General features: G+C 55.8%; 14 protein-coding genes and 1 pseudogene. 13 read left to right on the top strand and 2 right to left on the bottom strand.

Annotated features, from left to right (window positions below; genetic code table 11):
- The first annotated feature begins 231 nt into the window (after window positions 1-231).
- The 11 genes from NE357_RS03795 (at window position 232) to NE357_RS03745 (ending at window position 10257) form a co-directional block, all read left to right on the top strand.
- On the top strand, window positions 232-525 hold the full coding sequence (locus NE357_RS03795) for a transposase (RefSeq protein WP_169428789.1): 294 nt from the start codon (window positions 232-234) through the stop codon (window positions 523-525).
- Complete coding sequence (locus NE357_RS03790; RefSeq protein ID WP_169428788.1) at window positions 522-1385, top strand: IS3 family transposase; 864 nt, start codon at window positions 522-524, stop codon at window positions 1383-1385. The genes NE357_RS03795 and NE357_RS03790 overlap by 4 nt, the downstream gene beginning before the upstream one ends.
- Before the next feature lie 306 nt (window positions 1386-1691).
- The gene (locus NE357_RS03785; RefSeq protein WP_169428787.1) at window positions 1692-1925 is read left to right on the top strand and encodes a hypothetical protein; all 234 of its coding nucleotides are present in this window, start codon (window positions 1692-1694) and stop codon (window positions 1923-1925) included.
- A 69-nt stretch (window positions 1926-1994) separates the two neighbouring features.
- Entirely contained in the window at window positions 1995-2234 is a 240-nt protein-coding gene (locus NE357_RS03780) for a hypothetical protein (protein ID WP_169428786.1), read from the top strand.
- A gap of 60 nt (window positions 2235-2294) precedes the next feature.
- Entirely contained in the window at window positions 2295-2672 is a 378-nt protein-coding gene (locus NE357_RS03775; protein ID WP_169428785.1) for a hypothetical protein, read from the top strand.
- Between the two features lie 270 nt (window positions 2673-2942).
- Window positions 2943-3959 (top strand): hypothetical protein, encoded by a 1017-nt coding sequence (locus NE357_RS03770; protein ID WP_169428784.1) that lies wholly within the window; start codon window positions 2943-2945, stop codon window positions 3957-3959.
- An 842-nt stretch (window positions 3960-4801) separates the two neighbouring features.
- Complete coding sequence (locus NE357_RS03765) at window positions 4802-5185, top strand: nucleotide pyrophosphohydrolase (protein ID WP_169428783.1); 384 nt, start codon at window positions 4802-4804, stop codon at window positions 5183-5185.
- 24 nt (window positions 5186-5209) lie between these two features.
- Window positions 5210-7078 (top strand): DUF2075 domain-containing protein, encoded by a 1869-nt coding sequence (locus NE357_RS03760; protein WP_169428782.1) that lies wholly within the window; start codon window positions 5210-5212, stop codon window positions 7076-7078.
- A gap of 475 nt (window positions 7079-7553) precedes the next feature.
- The gene (locus tag NE357_RS03755) at window positions 7554-7919 is read left to right on the top strand and encodes a DUF6124 family protein (RefSeq protein ID WP_169428781.1); all 366 of its coding nucleotides are present in this window, start codon (window positions 7554-7556) and stop codon (window positions 7917-7919) included.
- A gap of 238 nt (window positions 7920-8157) precedes the next feature.
- Window positions 8158-8745: a ribosomal protein S5-alanine N-acetyltransferase gene (gene rimJ, locus NE357_RS03750; RefSeq protein WP_169428780.1), complete on the top strand. Its 588-nt coding sequence runs from the start codon at window positions 8158-8160 to the stop codon at window positions 8743-8745.
- A 30-nt stretch (window positions 8746-8775) separates the two neighbouring features.
- A complete protein-coding gene (locus tag NE357_RS03745; protein ID WP_432760318.1) occupies window positions 8776-10257 on the top strand; it encodes an ArnT family glycosyltransferase in 1482 nt (493 codons plus the stop codon).
- 64 nt (window positions 10258-10321) lie between these two features.
- Here NE357_RS03745 and NE357_RS03740 read toward each other — a convergent pair whose 3' ends face one another.
- Both NE357_RS03740 and NE357_RS03735 read right to left on the bottom strand, forming a co-directional pair.
- Window positions 10322-11143 carry a phosphatase PAP2 family protein gene (locus NE357_RS03740; protein ID WP_169428779.1) on the bottom strand — a complete coding sequence of 274 codons (822 nt, stop codon included), beginning with the start codon at window positions 11141-11143 and terminating at the stop codon, window positions 10322-10324.
- Window positions 11140-11811, bottom strand: coding sequence for a lipopolysaccharide core heptose(II)-phosphate phosphatase PmrG (locus NE357_RS03735; protein WP_169428778.1), 672 nt, complete (start codon window positions 11809-11811; stop codon window positions 11140-11142). The genes NE357_RS03740 and NE357_RS03735 overlap by 4 nt, the downstream gene beginning before the upstream one ends.
- A gap of 255 nt (window positions 11812-12066) precedes the next feature.
- Here NE357_RS03735 and NE357_RS03730 point away from each other — a divergent pair.
- Window positions 12067-13080 (top strand): annotated as a pseudogene (locus NE357_RS03730) (methyl-accepting chemotaxis protein); the annotation flags it as partial.
- Between the two features lie 42 nt (window positions 13081-13122).
- Window positions 13123-13986, top strand: a complete 864-nt coding sequence (locus NE357_RS03725) for a methyl-accepting chemotaxis protein (RefSeq protein WP_423815275.1) — start codon at window positions 13123-13125, stop codon at window positions 13984-13986.
- The last annotated feature ends 114 nt before the right edge of the window (window positions 13987-14100 follow it).

Genomic DNA, 14100 nt, shown 5'->3' with positions numbered 1-14100 from the left:
TTACCAAAGGAATTCGCCGAGAGCCTGAAATCATGGAGCCTCGTCATGAGAAAGACACTCGAAGACAAATGAAAAAGGGGACAGGTTGATTTCCTTCAAAATAAATCTGTCCCCTTTTTCCTTTGTCCCCTTTTTCCTTATAAGCCTCCTACTTCGGAGGTTTTTATTGGACCTGTCCCGTGACAACGGACGCCAAGAAGCGATACTTAAATCGCTATCTTGGAGGTTGCCATGTACCCAAGCACTCGCCGTAACTACACCGATGAGTTCAAGGCTCAAGCTATCGCACTCGCGGAAAGCGTTGGTAGAACCGAAGCCGCACGTCAGCTCGAGATGTCCGTGAAAACGCTCGATAACTGGGTTGATGCTGCGCGCAAGGGATTACCGTTGAGTTCTCCAGAACGCAAAGCCATCACCAAAGAAGACAGCGAGCTTGCGCGTTTGCGAGCGGAGGTGGCCGAACTCAAGATGGAGCGCGAAATCCTAAAAAAGGCGGCGGTATTCTTTGCCAGAGAGTCCAGGTGAGATACGCCTTCGTCGCTGCTGAACGGGCTCACTTCCTGGTGCGCATGCTGTGTCGGGTGATGGATGTTTCGATTTCAGGTTTTTACGACTACCAGCATCGCGAGGAGCGTCCAGATCGGGATGCGCAGATTCGCGTTGATTTGCGTAAGGTTTATATGGCCAGCCGAAATACATATGGCCGACCACGGCTGGTCGAGGCCTTACGGCGAAAAGCGCATACAGTGGGCCACAAGCGAGTGAGCCGGCTGATGCACGAAGAACGCATACGCGGTAGATCCAAAGGCGGTTTCAAGCCCCGTACCACCGACAGTCACCACTACTTGCCTGTTGCGAGAAATTTGCTCGCTCGTCAGTTTTCCATCGATAACCCCACACCGACTTGGGTCAGTGATATCACCTATATCTCAACCAAAGAAGGTTGGTTGTATCTCGCAGTGGTTTTGAGCATCCAGACGCGCCAAATATTGGGCTATAGCCTGTCGGATCGGATGCCCGACGATTTGGTCGAGAATGCCTTCCTGAATGCCTGGAGCGCCTGTTCCGGCTCTAGTGGTGTGGTTTTTCATTCCGACCAAGGGCGTCAGTATGCGAGTAGCAAATTCCGACTGGCCTTGGCCAAGAAAGACTTCACGCAAAGCATGAGTCGAAAGGGAAATTGTTGGGATAACGCAGTGGCTGAGAGCTTTTTCGCTACTCTGAAAAGGGAGGAGGCGTATGGCGTCTATCCCAGCAAGAGGCTGGCTCAACTATCAATCGCTAACTACATCCATGGGTTTTATAACAGCAGCCGACTGCACTCTGCCTTGGGGTACCGTTCTCCGAACAAATACGCCAGGGTCTTAAGGCAGGCGGCTAAATAGCCAGCTTCTTGGCGTCCGTTGTGATGGGGCAGGTCCATTATAAATTGGTGGACGAATTCTTGGGATCATCTGCTGTAAAGAAAGATCGCCGCCAGTAAAAGATGAGCTCTCGATTGACTGATCCGTTTTCGCCACCCAAAAACAGCAGGAGTTTGGGCTGGAACACTGCGTAGGCCACGTGCTGCGTGGCTTTCGGTGTTTTCTATCTAAAATTCTTCGGTCATTTGAGTGGATATACCCCTAGTAAAGCCGGGATGGAGTGAGCTAGTTTTAGACAGGTTTACGTCACAGAAAGGATTCCAAAAAATGCAGATCGATCCCGAGCTGTACAAGCAGATAAAAGACACCATTGATAATTTCCCTCCGTACCCGGATCTTGATGCTTTGATCGCAAATGGCGACATCAAAAAGGTGCGCGCGGGCTACAACGTACTCTCTGAGGCTGGAATGGAGGCAATAAAAAAATACCTGATTTCTGTCACTGCCCCCCATAACGGAAAGCCCGCAATCTTCCAGATCTCCCGTAAGAGAAAGCGATAAGGCAGGACTCACCAACCACAGTGCTATCAATCAACCATTGGTTCGGAACGCTTTGATTGAGGAATAAAAATGTCAATTGACCGTTACAGTATTGACTACGTCCTAACTGACAAAGGCTGGGTGGAGTTAGTTAACTTCAAAGGAGACCCTGACGACGTCATTGAAGAGTGGTCTGCCAACTGTCGGCAGGCTTCTGCGTTTTCAGAGGTTGAAGTGAGTTGGCAACTGACGCGCCGAGCAGCACCGGACAAAGAAGATCTCGCGAAATCACTGCACGCCAAGCACAAAAAACCAGCTGATTTTTTTTGAGGCTATCCTTGGCAAAAGCAGGATGTCTGGCTACTGGGCAAAAATACGGAGATGTGACGAATGCTTACTGACGAGCAGATTAACGCAGCTAAGAAAACCACTCGCTATTCTACGACTGAGAAGCCGCTCCACGAGCACAACGACTGTATTCGTTTTGCTTTTGAATGGCTGGACGCCCAGGTAAAGACGAAGGGTTGCACAAAAAAACCGCACCAACTTAAGCATCTCATCGAGCGATGGGCCGGGCGCTATGTCTCAACCCACGATGTTGACGTTGCCGCCCAAATGCACCCGGATATTCATGGTGATTATCCCTACTTCAACATCAGCTCAAAGCTTACCAACCCATCATTCACAAGGATATCTGGTCTCGGCGAGACCTACAGCCACAACCACGGCGACCGGCACGATTTGGGGAAATACTCCAAGTCTGAGTAATTCAGCAAAAAGACGCAAAAAGGGAACTGATTTATTTCCTTCATAATAAACCAGTCCCCTTTTCCAATTCACAACATTGGGCGGATAGCGCGAGCATTGGCCGTAGCACCAGAAGTATTGCTTTGACGAAACTTTGATTGATGGATGGCGTAGCGGGTGAAATGCCCCCTGTACGCAGGCGCCTGTGATGGCTATGTTTTCCTAGAGCGGGCGTACCATGATTACGCCGCTACAATTAGACGGCGAAATAAATAATAGGGAGGCAGTTTCTTGGCTAGGATCGTAATGCCACAAAACCTATCGCTCACCGAGGCGATCAATTTCTGTAACCGGCTTTGGGAAACGCCCCCAGACACGAGGTACGAATTCGATTTCTACAGAATGGGAATGGTGGAGCCTTTCACAATGGCCTATGTGGCGAATGAGCTGAAGCGCTTTCGCCAGAGCAAAGAAGCAGCCCATTTTACTGCGCTCAACTACAGAAACCACACATACCCATCCCATATGGGCTTTTTCCAAGCCTTTGGCCTCAACCACGGAAATGCACCTGGGCAAGCTAGCGGAAGTAGCACGTACATTCCCCTAACGCTGCTCAACGTTGCTGATATTGAGCAAGAAGCTATCGAGCGAGCGCTGAATCCTGGGGATGTACTTGAGGAAAAAGCTTCGCAGATAGCTCAGCTGCTGATCAGGCAGTCCGAGGGTAACTTGGTGGATACCCTTACGTTTTCCATCCGAGAAATTATGCGCAATGTAGTCGAGCACTCCGGATCGGAGTTCATCGAGTACTGTGGTCAGTACTGGCCAAGCCGGAGCATGGTTGAGGTGGCAATTCTCGATGTAGGGCACGGTGTCCGTTACGGCTTGAGAAACAATCCAGACCTAAACATCGCTTGCGACCGCGACGCCCTACATTTGGCATTGTTACCAGGAATTTCTGGGAAAATGTATCGGGGAGTGCGGAGACGCTCCAATGATGCGTGGCAGAACTCCGGCTTCGGTCTGTACATGACGAGTCGTATTTGCCGCGCAGGAGGGAGCTTTTTTATCGCGAGTAATGGTGCAGGCATACTACTTGACGCCGAAGGCAAACATGACCGTACGACCTCCTATCAAGGAACTGCCTTAAGGCTGAGATTCGATACCCAGACGCTTACCAACTATGACGAAATGCTAGCGCGGTTTCGCAGGGAAGGTTATGCGGCGGCTCGCCAATTTTCGGGCGATCAGGCAATTGAGCCATCTATGGCGTCAACGATGCTTGCTCGTGATTTTCAAGATCCCTGATCAAGAGGCCTCTTAGGAGCAGGTTCAAATCCTTACACTCTCCTCCTCCTGCTACTGAAAGGATCGCTGTGTAAGGTTTGGTGAATCATCAACTAACCCCATCAGGGTGTGACACCTAAGTGCTGGTGCTGGACATCAAGCGTACGTATTTAGAGGCTTGTGCAGGGGTATATGATGTGATTGACCATCCCCCCCGGCTCCACCAAATAGACAAAAAAGACGTCCTTGGACGTCTTTTTTTGTGCCTGCGATTTGGTGCTGATTTTGGGATTCTCAAATCAGCACCTGTTTTTTTCGGCCGAAGAGGCTTTTTACACAGGCACATAAAAATACTCAACGGCTCTCCGAATCGGTAGCCGGGTAATGCGCAATCAATGTGCGAACCAGTTCATCTAGCGTCCACATAGTCAGATGGACATGGGCCTCTCTCCCTCGTAAAGCGCCTCTGTAAGGAGTGCGCCGGTGCTGACTTACCGCCCGCGATCACCTTTGTGCTTGCTGAAATGGTCACCAACTTCCGGCGACTGCTCTCCTCATACGGCCAGCAAACTGGCGGCAAATAGACAGCGGCAACTGCCACTGAAAAGCGCTGTTCTTCGATGTGAAAACAACCGAGCAGGGTTAGGACAAGTAAAGGACGTGAAGGTCGCCTCGAAAAAAGAGCTACGTCCTCCTACTCCCAGCACCCCTCAAAAGATATAGCGAACGCTGGCAAGCAATTCTGTCTGAAGACAGGTGTGAGAGAAAAACAAAAGATCTGCGCAGACAGAGAAAACCCTTACAATCCCAGGCCAGACTTCCTACACGCTTTTACCCCCTACCGATCCCCAAGAGATAGCCCCGTGAGTGACTCAGACAGCTCATCCGCGCCACTGGTTGACGTAGTGAAGCTTGCCGCCTCCCTTCAGCAATTCGCAGATGATCGCGACTGGCAGCAGTTCCACTCCCCGAAAAATCTCATCTTGGCACTCACTGGCGAGGTAGGAGAGCTGTGCGAGATTTTCCAATGGATGAGCGATGCCGATTCGCTCTCCGTAGCTAAAGATCCCGAAATCGGCCTAGCAGTAAAAGACGAATTGGCGGACGTACTGATGTACCTAGTTCGTCTGAGCAGCGTGCTCGGCATCGACCTTAACGACGCGGTGACACGGAAACTCGCCTTGAACGGCCAGAAGTACCCCGTGGATAAAGCCAAAAGTAACAGTAAAAAGTACGACCGACTCTGAACAACTCGAATCTAAGGACAGCCCGTGATCGTTTACGCTGCGACCAAACAGCAATTTCTAAAAGACAACGATAACGATGACATCGAGGAGGTGATCCTCAGGCACTACAAGGAAGCTACCGGCAAGAACGTTGGCAGTTCGGAAATCAGGTCGTGGCAAGGATCCCTCACGTACATGGCCAAGGTCCTAAGAGATGAAGGCTTGCCGAACGACGCAGGTTTGGCCATCGAGTTGCACATTCCACAGTCGTCGAAACGGATCGACTTTCTGCTCACTGGTCGCGACGAAAACCAGGCAAAAAAAGCCATACTGATCGAGTTGAAGCAATGGAGTAAGGCCAACGCCACAACCAAGGATGCCATCGTCAAAACGGCCTTGGGTGGGGGCCTCATTGAGACCATTCACCCGTCCTATCAAGTATGGTCATATGCAGCGCTGCTGGAAGGCTTCAACGAGGCGGTGTATGACAAAAGCATCGAAATCCGCCCGTGTGCCTACCTCCATAACTACGTCAGCGACGGCATCATAGATTCAGCTCACTATGAGCCCCACATCAGCAAAGCTCCGCTATTTCTGAAAGGCCCGGAAGAACTCAGCAAACTCAGAAGCTTTCTGAAAAAGCATATAAGTCATGGCGACAACAAAGAGATTCTTTACGAGCTGTCCGATGGAAAAATTCGCCCGTCCAAGGCGCTAGCCGAAGCCCTCGGTGGGTTGATGAAAGGCAAACCAGAATTCGTATTGATTGACGATCAGAAAGCAATTTTTGAGTCGGCGCTGGCGGCGGCAATCGAGGCGGCGGACCAAGCCCCCAAGGTGATAATAATTGAAGGTGGACCGGGAACCGGGAAAACCGTCCTGGCTATCAATCTGCTCGTGAAGCTCACCGAATTGAAGTTGATGAGCAAATACGTCTCCAAAAACGCAGCCCCGCGCAAGGTCTACGAGAGCAAACTGGTTGGCACCATCAAACGCAGCCACTTCTCGAACTTCTTTTCAGGCTCTGGGGCGTTCATCGACACTGAGCCCAACACATTCGATGCGCTTATCGTGGACGAAGCTCACCGGCTGAATGAGAAAAGCGGGCTTTACGGAAACCTTGGGGAGAACCAGATCAAAGAGCTGATTGACTCAGCGAAATGCTCAATTTTCTTCATTGATGAAGACCAGCGTGTAACTTTGAGCGATATCGGCAGCAAGCAGGCGATACGCGCCTTTGCAAAAGCAAAGGGTGCCGTGGTTGAAGAACACGTCCTGTCTTCGCAGTTTCGCTGCAGTGGCTCTGACGGTTACCTGGCATGGCTGGATGACACCCTAGGCATCCGCTCGACGGCAAATCCGACGCTTGAGACTCAAGAGTACGAATTTAAGGTGTTCGACTCACCTCAGGCGATGCATGAAGCAATCAACGAAAAAAACCACGGAAATAAAGCTCGGGTGGTCGCGGGCTATTGTTGGCCTTGGTTGAGCAAGAAAGACCCTACCGCTGCTGATATCGTCATTGGTGACTACAAACGCCAATGGAACCTGGATCAGGATGGCAGCCTATGGATCATCGCTGAGAACTCCATCGAGCAGGTTGGCTGCATTCATACCTGCCAAGGTTTGGAAGTCGACTACATCGGGGTGATCATCGGGCCGGACCTAGTCATACGTGACGGTAAGGTAGTGACATCCCCGAATGAGCGCGACAAGCACGATAAATCGATTCGCGGCTGGAAAAAAATGATGAAAGAGCAACCTACCCTCGCGAAAAATGAAACAGACCTGATCATCAAGAATACATACCGAACCCTGATGACACGCGGGATGAAGGGTTGCTATCTGTACTGCACCGACAAAGAGACTGCGCAATACTTCGAGAGTCGGCTTAGCCAACACTGCAATCATTGACGGTATCGTTTGCTAGGAGCCCCTGTACCGGCAAGCGCAGGGGCAACGATCAACGGTGCGACCATTTGCTTGAAAGATTAAGCCCCGATTCATTTTTGGGGGCGGTTCTCAAAAAGCACCGTCCATCGGAATCCAGACCAAGCAGCGCTCCAACTGGTATTCCAAGCAGGTTGACCAAACATTTGTTTACCAGCCAAAACGAATAGATACCGACCTGTTTCAAATTACCCCGGCCCACCAACTCTCAACGACAAGGCCCGCCAAGTGCGGGCCTTGTCGCATCTGGGGATTTTTATCGGGAGAGCGAGCTTCAACTTTCTCCGCCAGCATCCTAGGAAATTTCCCTCAACCCGCGTCGACTTCCATGAACTAGCCCCCCCTTCCCCACCCGGTTACCCTCCACTCCTCGCAACAAACAGGTGAACGGCACTACCCCGCCGAAGCGCAAGGATCACCCCTCACATGGAGTCCGGTCATGAAAAAAGACACCCCCGATCCATCCGAACATTCCCCGGTTACCGAGTCCAGGACGGTCTCGGCTTCCGAACGCCCCATTACCGTAGCCCGCAGGCGCAACTCCCGGCTTCTTCCGGTCGATCAGATCCTCAGCGTGCGTCCCGACGTCGACCTGATCACTCTGTTGACCCACGCCAGCCAGAATCTCGCGGCGCTCAATATGATGGCGCATGATCTCGTCCACCGACCGGACGAGGTGCAACGGGCGCGGATCGTCGCGATGCATCAGTTGGCGGGGTTGGCGGAGATGCTGGTCAGCAGCGCCCTGAGCAAGCTTGACCCACTGCAGCAGACGACCGAGCCGAAGCCGGCTCTCTGCCACTGAGCTTCTTGAAAGAGCCGAAATCAGGGGACCTGGCGTCTTGAGCCAAGGCGCAGGGAGATGAATTTTTCTTCACTGCCCCGCTTCCGCCAAAGCTGTAAAGTCCGCTCGCTCATTCAAGAAACTACGGTTCGCCCGCGCTCCTGCGGGCTTTTTTTTGCCCGGGATTTGGCCACGCGTTTGTATTTTCCCGCCCACCGCGCAATTCTGTTGATCAACCCCGCCCCCCCCGGAGCCCCCGATGCCGCTGTTGACCCTGCCCTGCCAACGCCTGACGCTCGCGGTGCTCGACCCGGACCAAGCGCCTCTGGAAAGCGATTTCTATCAACGCAACCAGCGCCATCTCGCCCCGTGGTCACCGATTCGCACCACCGATTATTTCTCCACCGAACAGATCCGCCGCCGTCTCGAAGTCCAGGCCAGCGCCTTCGAAGCCGGACTGGCCGTGCACCTTGCGCTGCTGACTCCGGACAGCCATCAAATGATCGGCGCGTGCAACTTCAGCGGAATCATTCGCGGCGCGTTCCAGGCCTGTTATCTGGGTTATCACATTGATGCGGCCCATCAGGGTCAGGGCCTGATGCAGGAAGCGCTGGAATCCGCGATCGCCTACATGTTCGAAACCCAGAACCTGCACCGGATCATGGCCAACTACATTCCCGGCAACGAACGCAGTGCACGGTTGCTTGAGCGCCTGGGGTTCGAGAAAGAAGGCTACGCCAAGGCGTACCTGAACATTGCCGGGCGCTGGCAGGATCATGTGCTGACGGCGCTGGTCAATCCGGCATTCGAAGCGCCGGATCAGCGCTGGTCGCGACGACTCGCGTGAGTTTCACAATTTGTTAAGCATTGGCGAAGTATGCTCACGCCTCTCGCCCCTTCCGGTTATCTGAAACCTATGTCGTCGCGTGCCGCCACTTCACTGTTCCTGCTTGCCGCCCTGCTGTTTTTCTTCGCACTGGGCAACCATCAACTGCAAGGCTCTACCGAAGCCCGCGTCGCCGGCATCGCCATGGAGATGCATCTGGACGATGACTGGGTGACGCCCCGATTGTTCGGTGAACCGTTTCTGGAAAAACCGCCGCTGAGTCTGTGGCTGGACGCCGGCGCCATGCGCGTGTTCGGCGTGTCTCCGTGGGCGGTGCGGCTGGCGTCGGCGGTGGCCGGACTGCTCAGCGTGATGATTCTGTACGGCATGCTGCGGCGCTTCGGACGACCGAAAGCGATCGCGTGGACAGCAGGCATTCTGTTGGCAACCATGGCCAGTTACTGGAGCAACGTGCGCGGGGTCGGCGAGGATGCGTTGCTTGCACTCGGCGTGACCACCGCACTGCTGGCGTTCTTCCAGGCGCAGCGGGCCTCGACGCCGGGTAATTCACTGCTGTTTATCGTCGGGATTGCGATCGCCACCCTGAGCAAAGGCGTGCTCGGTCTGGCGATGCCGGGGGTGGTGATTTTCGCTTACCTGCTGGCCGACAACCTGATGGACAAGCGCTTCAAACTGACCGAGTGGTTGCGGCCCGGTCTGTTGACAGCGCTCGGGCTGATTCCGCTGTTGATCTGGCTCGCGGTGCTCTATCAGCACGGCGGCGCCCAGGCCGTCAGAGAGGTCTTGCTGACCAACAGCGTCGGGCGCTTCAGCGGTTCCTTCGTCGAAGCCGGGCACTATGAGCCGTTCTACTACTACATCGCCAAACTGCCCGAAGCGTTCCTGCCCTGGAACATTCTGGTGTATCTGGGGCTGTGGCATTTCCGTAAACAATTGAAGGCCAATCGTTACCTGCTGTTCTTCAGCCTGTGGATCGTTGCGCAGTTCATCATGCTGACCCTGGCCTCGAGCAAGCGCACGGTGTACCTGATGTCGATGACGCCGGCCGCAGCGGTGATTGCGGCGGAGTATGCGGGGGTATTGTTCGAGCGTTTGAGGGGCCGCGAAACCTCCGAACGTCTTGTCGGACGGATCGCCCGTCATCGTCAGGGATTGGCGGCAGGGATCCTGACGGTGGTGATCGCCAGCTACCTCGGTGCCGCGCAATGGGCCCTGCCGAACGCAGACAAGGAACTGTCGTTCCTGCCCCTGACCGAACACATCCAGAGCCTGCAAGCCACCGGCCACCAGGTCGCCCTGTTCCAGGCCAACGAACGGGTCGGCGGCGCCAGCGTGTTCTACACCCAGCGCGTCCTCAAGGGGCTGGACACCGATGCGCAATTGAAGGATTTCCTCAGTGCCTCGCCTTCGAACATCGCGGTAATGTCAGGGGACAGCGAGCCCGCCGCCCCGCTGAAAGTGCTCAAGACCATGATGGTCGGACGCCAGGCGTACTACTTCGTAGGCTATTGATACAGCGATGCACAAATGAAAAACCCGCCGGTGATGGCGGGTTTTTCGTTTCAATCGCGACGCTTCAGAGAGCAGCCTCAGGCTGTGCACTGAACACCTGTCGCTCACGCTTGCTCAACACCGGCAGTTCCAGACGAGCCCGCCCATAAAACGCCAGCGCAGTGAGCAAACACGCCAGCCACACGAAGATACCGGCCCAGAACGTGTGGGACATGTAGTGCCAGCCCTGCAGGACGCGTGTGGTGCCGTAGACGAAACCGAGCAGCAGCGAGCCCCACAACAACGCGCTGGAGAAGCGCCACTGATAACGCCGCGCCACAAAATACAGCGCCAGCATGGTGAATCCGCCGGAGGCGTGTCCGCCCGGCCAGCAACGACCGTCACCGGCTTCATGGAACAGCTGGAAATTGTTGTACCACTCGACGTGAGCCATTTTGCCGCCGTACAGCGTCGTCTCGATCGGGCAGTAAACGCTGGTATGGGCCTTGAGGAAGTGAATCACGCCGGTACACACCGCGAAGGCCACCACCACAAACAGAAAATCCCGACGATGCTCAGCCGCAAAACGCAGGACCGGAGCGACTTTGCTGCGCTCCAGAAACTCGCCGAGGCGCGGGCGCTTCTGCGGAGTGACCAACGGCCAGACCACCGACAGCATCGCGCCGATCAGGGCGATTTCCGCGGTCCAGTTCGGGATGATCCGCGCCCACTTGTGGGTCAGCTTTTCAAAGAAGTGAATCTTGTCGAGGGGGAAGGTATGGGTCAGCGGATCGAACAGCAGATTACTGAAGGCGATGTCGATGTTCGTCATGTCGAACATCAGAAAAACCACAGCAGCACAAAACAGCGGGATGCCAAAGTTGTAAGCGTAAAAACGAGAAGTCATCGGGTGGTCACCGTGCGCCAGTCGGAGGCTTCGATGAAGCCGAGCATTTTGGGAGCCGCCGGGTTGGCAGCCGAAACGAACAGCGAGGATCCGTATCCGAGGGTCGAGGCCGGCATCTTGAGGTCTTTTTCCAGCTGCGCCATGCATTCGCTGTGGGTGACCAGGATCAGGTTACGCCCCGCAACCTTGTGTGCGAGCGCATCCTGCAGCATGCGACCCTTGCAGCTGATCAGCCAGTCTTCGCCGGCCGTCGCCCGGTTGAACATATAACCGGCGGTCTGCACGGTGCGGGTCATCGGGCTGTTGTAGATGTCGGCATGGTGCAGGCCCAGGTGCTCGAATTGTGCGCCGACGGCGACCGCGACACTGCGCGAACGGTCGGTGATGCCGTCATTGCCGCTCAGGCATGGCGCCGGGGAATGATCACAGCGCTCGACATGACGCACCAGCACGATCATGTCGCCCTTGGCCCAACCGGCCGTCAACGCCCGGGCACCGGCCACATTGCCGTGGGCCAGATCAGGCAACGCCGCCGGGGCAAGCAGCCACAGGGTCAATGGCACCACCAGCGCCAACGTCGCCAGAACAACCCCGGCGTTCCGAAAACGGGCCAGGCCCCTCAGGTCGATCGAGCGTTTGACGCCGAACAGACTCAGTCTCAATTCCACAAAAATCCGCCTTGCCAGTTCGCAGCACTGTCATTTGATCCGGCGAAGGTACAGAGGCCCCTGTGGGCAGCCAGTGAAAGTCATGTGAAAAAAGTCTTGGGATCCGTTGTTACAAAATCCGTCGGACAAAATCCTTTCAGCTCTCGGATTTGCGGCCGATACAGTCCTGTTAACACCCTTGCTGGCTCAAAAAAACAACAATCTTCCAGCCTGACCGACGATCAAGATGCACAACGTTTTTCTGGAGGATTTTTGATGAATAGCTGGTTCGGCAACATCAGCGTGAACCTGAAACTGGGGCTCGGATTCGGCCTCGTCCTGGCCCTGACCTGCATCCTGGCGCTCACCGGCTGGACTAGCCTGGGCGGTCTGATTGACCGCAGCAACTGGATGAGCGACATCACTCAGCTCAACGCTGGCCTGACCAAACTGCGCGTGGTGCGCCTGCAATACATGCTGACCAACGGCGACGAAGCCGCCGCGCAGAACGTGCAGACCACCCTCGACGGTTTCGTTGCACAGCAGCAGAACCTGATCAGCACTTTCAAGAGTCCCGAAAACGTCAAACTGCTCAAGCAGCAGGCGGCGACCATCGCCGAGTACCAGACGTCGCTGAACAAAATGCGTAACGCCTACCGCACTGGCAACACCGCGCGCGACTCGATGGCCACCAACGCCGCGACGGCTTACGGCCTGATCGAAGCGCTGAGCAACCGCGTCCAGCAAATGCCGCTGAGCGATGAGCGTTTCGAGCAGTTCCAGGCTGTCACCGCCGCCAAGGAAGCGTTCATCCTGGCGCGCTACGAAGTGCGCGGCTACACCGCCACCGCCAATGCCGACACCGAGCAGAAAGCCGTCGGCCAACTGGATGTGGCCATCGCCAGCCTGAAACAACTGAACGTGCATTTCTCCGGCACCCAGCAGGACGCCATGCGTCAGCTGGAAACCGCCCTGACCAACTACCGCAGCGCCTTGCAGGCGTTCAAGAACGCCAACAGCGAGGCGGTGCAGGCACGCAAGGAAATGACCGACCAGGGCGCGACCATCGTGACCCTGAGCGAGCAGCTGTATCAGATCCAGCTGGACCGTCGTGACATCGAAAGCGCCCAGGCCCGCACCCTGCAACTGATCAGCACCCTGCTGGCCTTGCTGGTGGGAGTCATCGCTGCGTTCATCATCACCCGCCAGATCACCCGTCCGCTGCAGGAAACCATGGCCGTGGTCGACCGCATCGCCAGCGGCGACCTGAGCCACAACGTGATCGTCACCCGCCGCGACGAACTCGGCGTGCTGCAACAAGGCATCGCGCGCATGGGCGTGACCCTGCGCGACCTGATCAGCGGCATCCGCGACGGCGTGACCCAGATCGCCAGCGCCGCCGAAGAACTGTCGGCCGTGACCGAACAGACCAGCGCCGGCGTGAACAGCCAGAAGGTCGAGACCGATCAGGTTGCGACCGCGATGCACGAGATGACCGCCACCGTGCAGGAAGTTGCGCGCAACGCCGAGGAAGCCTCGCAAGCCGCAGCCGCCGCTGACGGCGAAGCCCGTGAAGGCGACAAAGTGGTGAACGAAGCCATCGCCCAGATCGAGCGTCTGGCCAGCGAAGTGGTGCGTTCCACCGAAGCCATGAGCGTGCTGCAACAGGAAAGCGACAAGATCGGCAGCGTCATGGACGTGATCAAGGCTGTGGCCGAACAGACCAACCTGCTGGCCCTCAACGCCGCCATCGAAGCCGCCCGTGCCGGTGAAGCCGGTCGCGGTTTTGCCGTGGTCGCCGACGAAGTCCGTGGCCTGGCCCAGCGCACCCAGAAATCCACCGAGGAAATCGAAGGCCTGGTGGCCGGTCTGCAGAACGGCACACAACAGGTTTCGGCCGTGATGAATAACAGCCGCGCCCTGACCGACAGCAGCGTCGCCCTGACCCGAAAGGCCGGCGAATCCCTGGAAAACATCACCCGCACGGTGTCGAACATCCAGTCGATGAACCAGCAGATCGCCGCTGCCGCCGAACAGCAAAGTGCCGTGGCCGAAGAAATCAGCCGCAGCATCATCAACGTCCGCGACGTGTCGGAGCAGACTGCTGCGGCGAGTGATGAGACGGCCAAGTCGAGTGTTGAACTGGCGCGGTTGGGTGGACAGTTGCAGCAAATGGTTAGCCACTTCCGCGTCTGACCTACAGTCAGCGCTGAAGCGAATTTCAATCGCGGGCAAGCCCGCTCCCACAAGGTTCTGAGGCGTGCACAGATACTGTGTTCGACTCTTTACCTGTGGGAGCGGGCTTGCCCG

This window comes from Pseudomonas sp. G7(2022), assembly GCF_052660475.1.
Note: the sequence above shows the minus strand (reverse complement) of the source record. Positions and strands in the feature narration are given on the sequence as shown.

Excerpts from the sequence above, each read along its gene's own strand:
- NE357_RS03795 (WP_169428789.1), top strand. The coding sequence starts at position 232 with ATGTACCCAAGCACTCGCCGTAACTACACCGATGAGTTCAAGGCTCAA.
- NE357_RS03745 (WP_432760318.1), top strand. The coding sequence starts at position 8,776 with ATGCTCACGCCTCTCGCCCCTTCCGGTTATCTGAAACCTATGTCGTCG.
- NE357_RS03780 (WP_169428786.1), top strand. The coding sequence starts at position 1,995 with ATGTCAATTGACCGTTACAGTATTGACTACGTCCTAACTGACAAAGGC.
- NE357_RS03755 (WP_169428781.1), top strand. The coding sequence starts at position 7,554 with ATGAAAAAAGACACCCCCGATCCATCCGAACATTCCCCGGTTACCGAG.
- NE357_RS03785 (WP_169428787.1), top strand. The coding sequence starts at position 1,692 with ATGCAGATCGATCCCGAGCTGTACAAGCAGATAAAAGACACCATTGAT.
- NE357_RS03775 (WP_169428785.1), top strand. The coding sequence starts at position 2,295 with ATGCTTACTGACGAGCAGATTAACGCAGCTAAGAAAACCACTCGCTAT.
- NE357_RS03740 (WP_169428779.1), bottom strand. The coding sequence starts at position 11,143 with ATGACTTCTCGTTTTTACGCTTACAACTTTGGCATCCCGCTGTTTTGT.
- NE357_RS03725 (WP_423815275.1), top strand. The coding sequence starts at position 13,123 with ATGGGCGTGACCCTGCGCGACCTGATCAGCGGCATCCGCGACGGCGTG.
- rimJ (WP_169428780.1), top strand. The coding sequence starts at position 8,158 with ATGCCGCTGTTGACCCTGCCCTGCCAACGCCTGACGCTCGCGGTGCTC.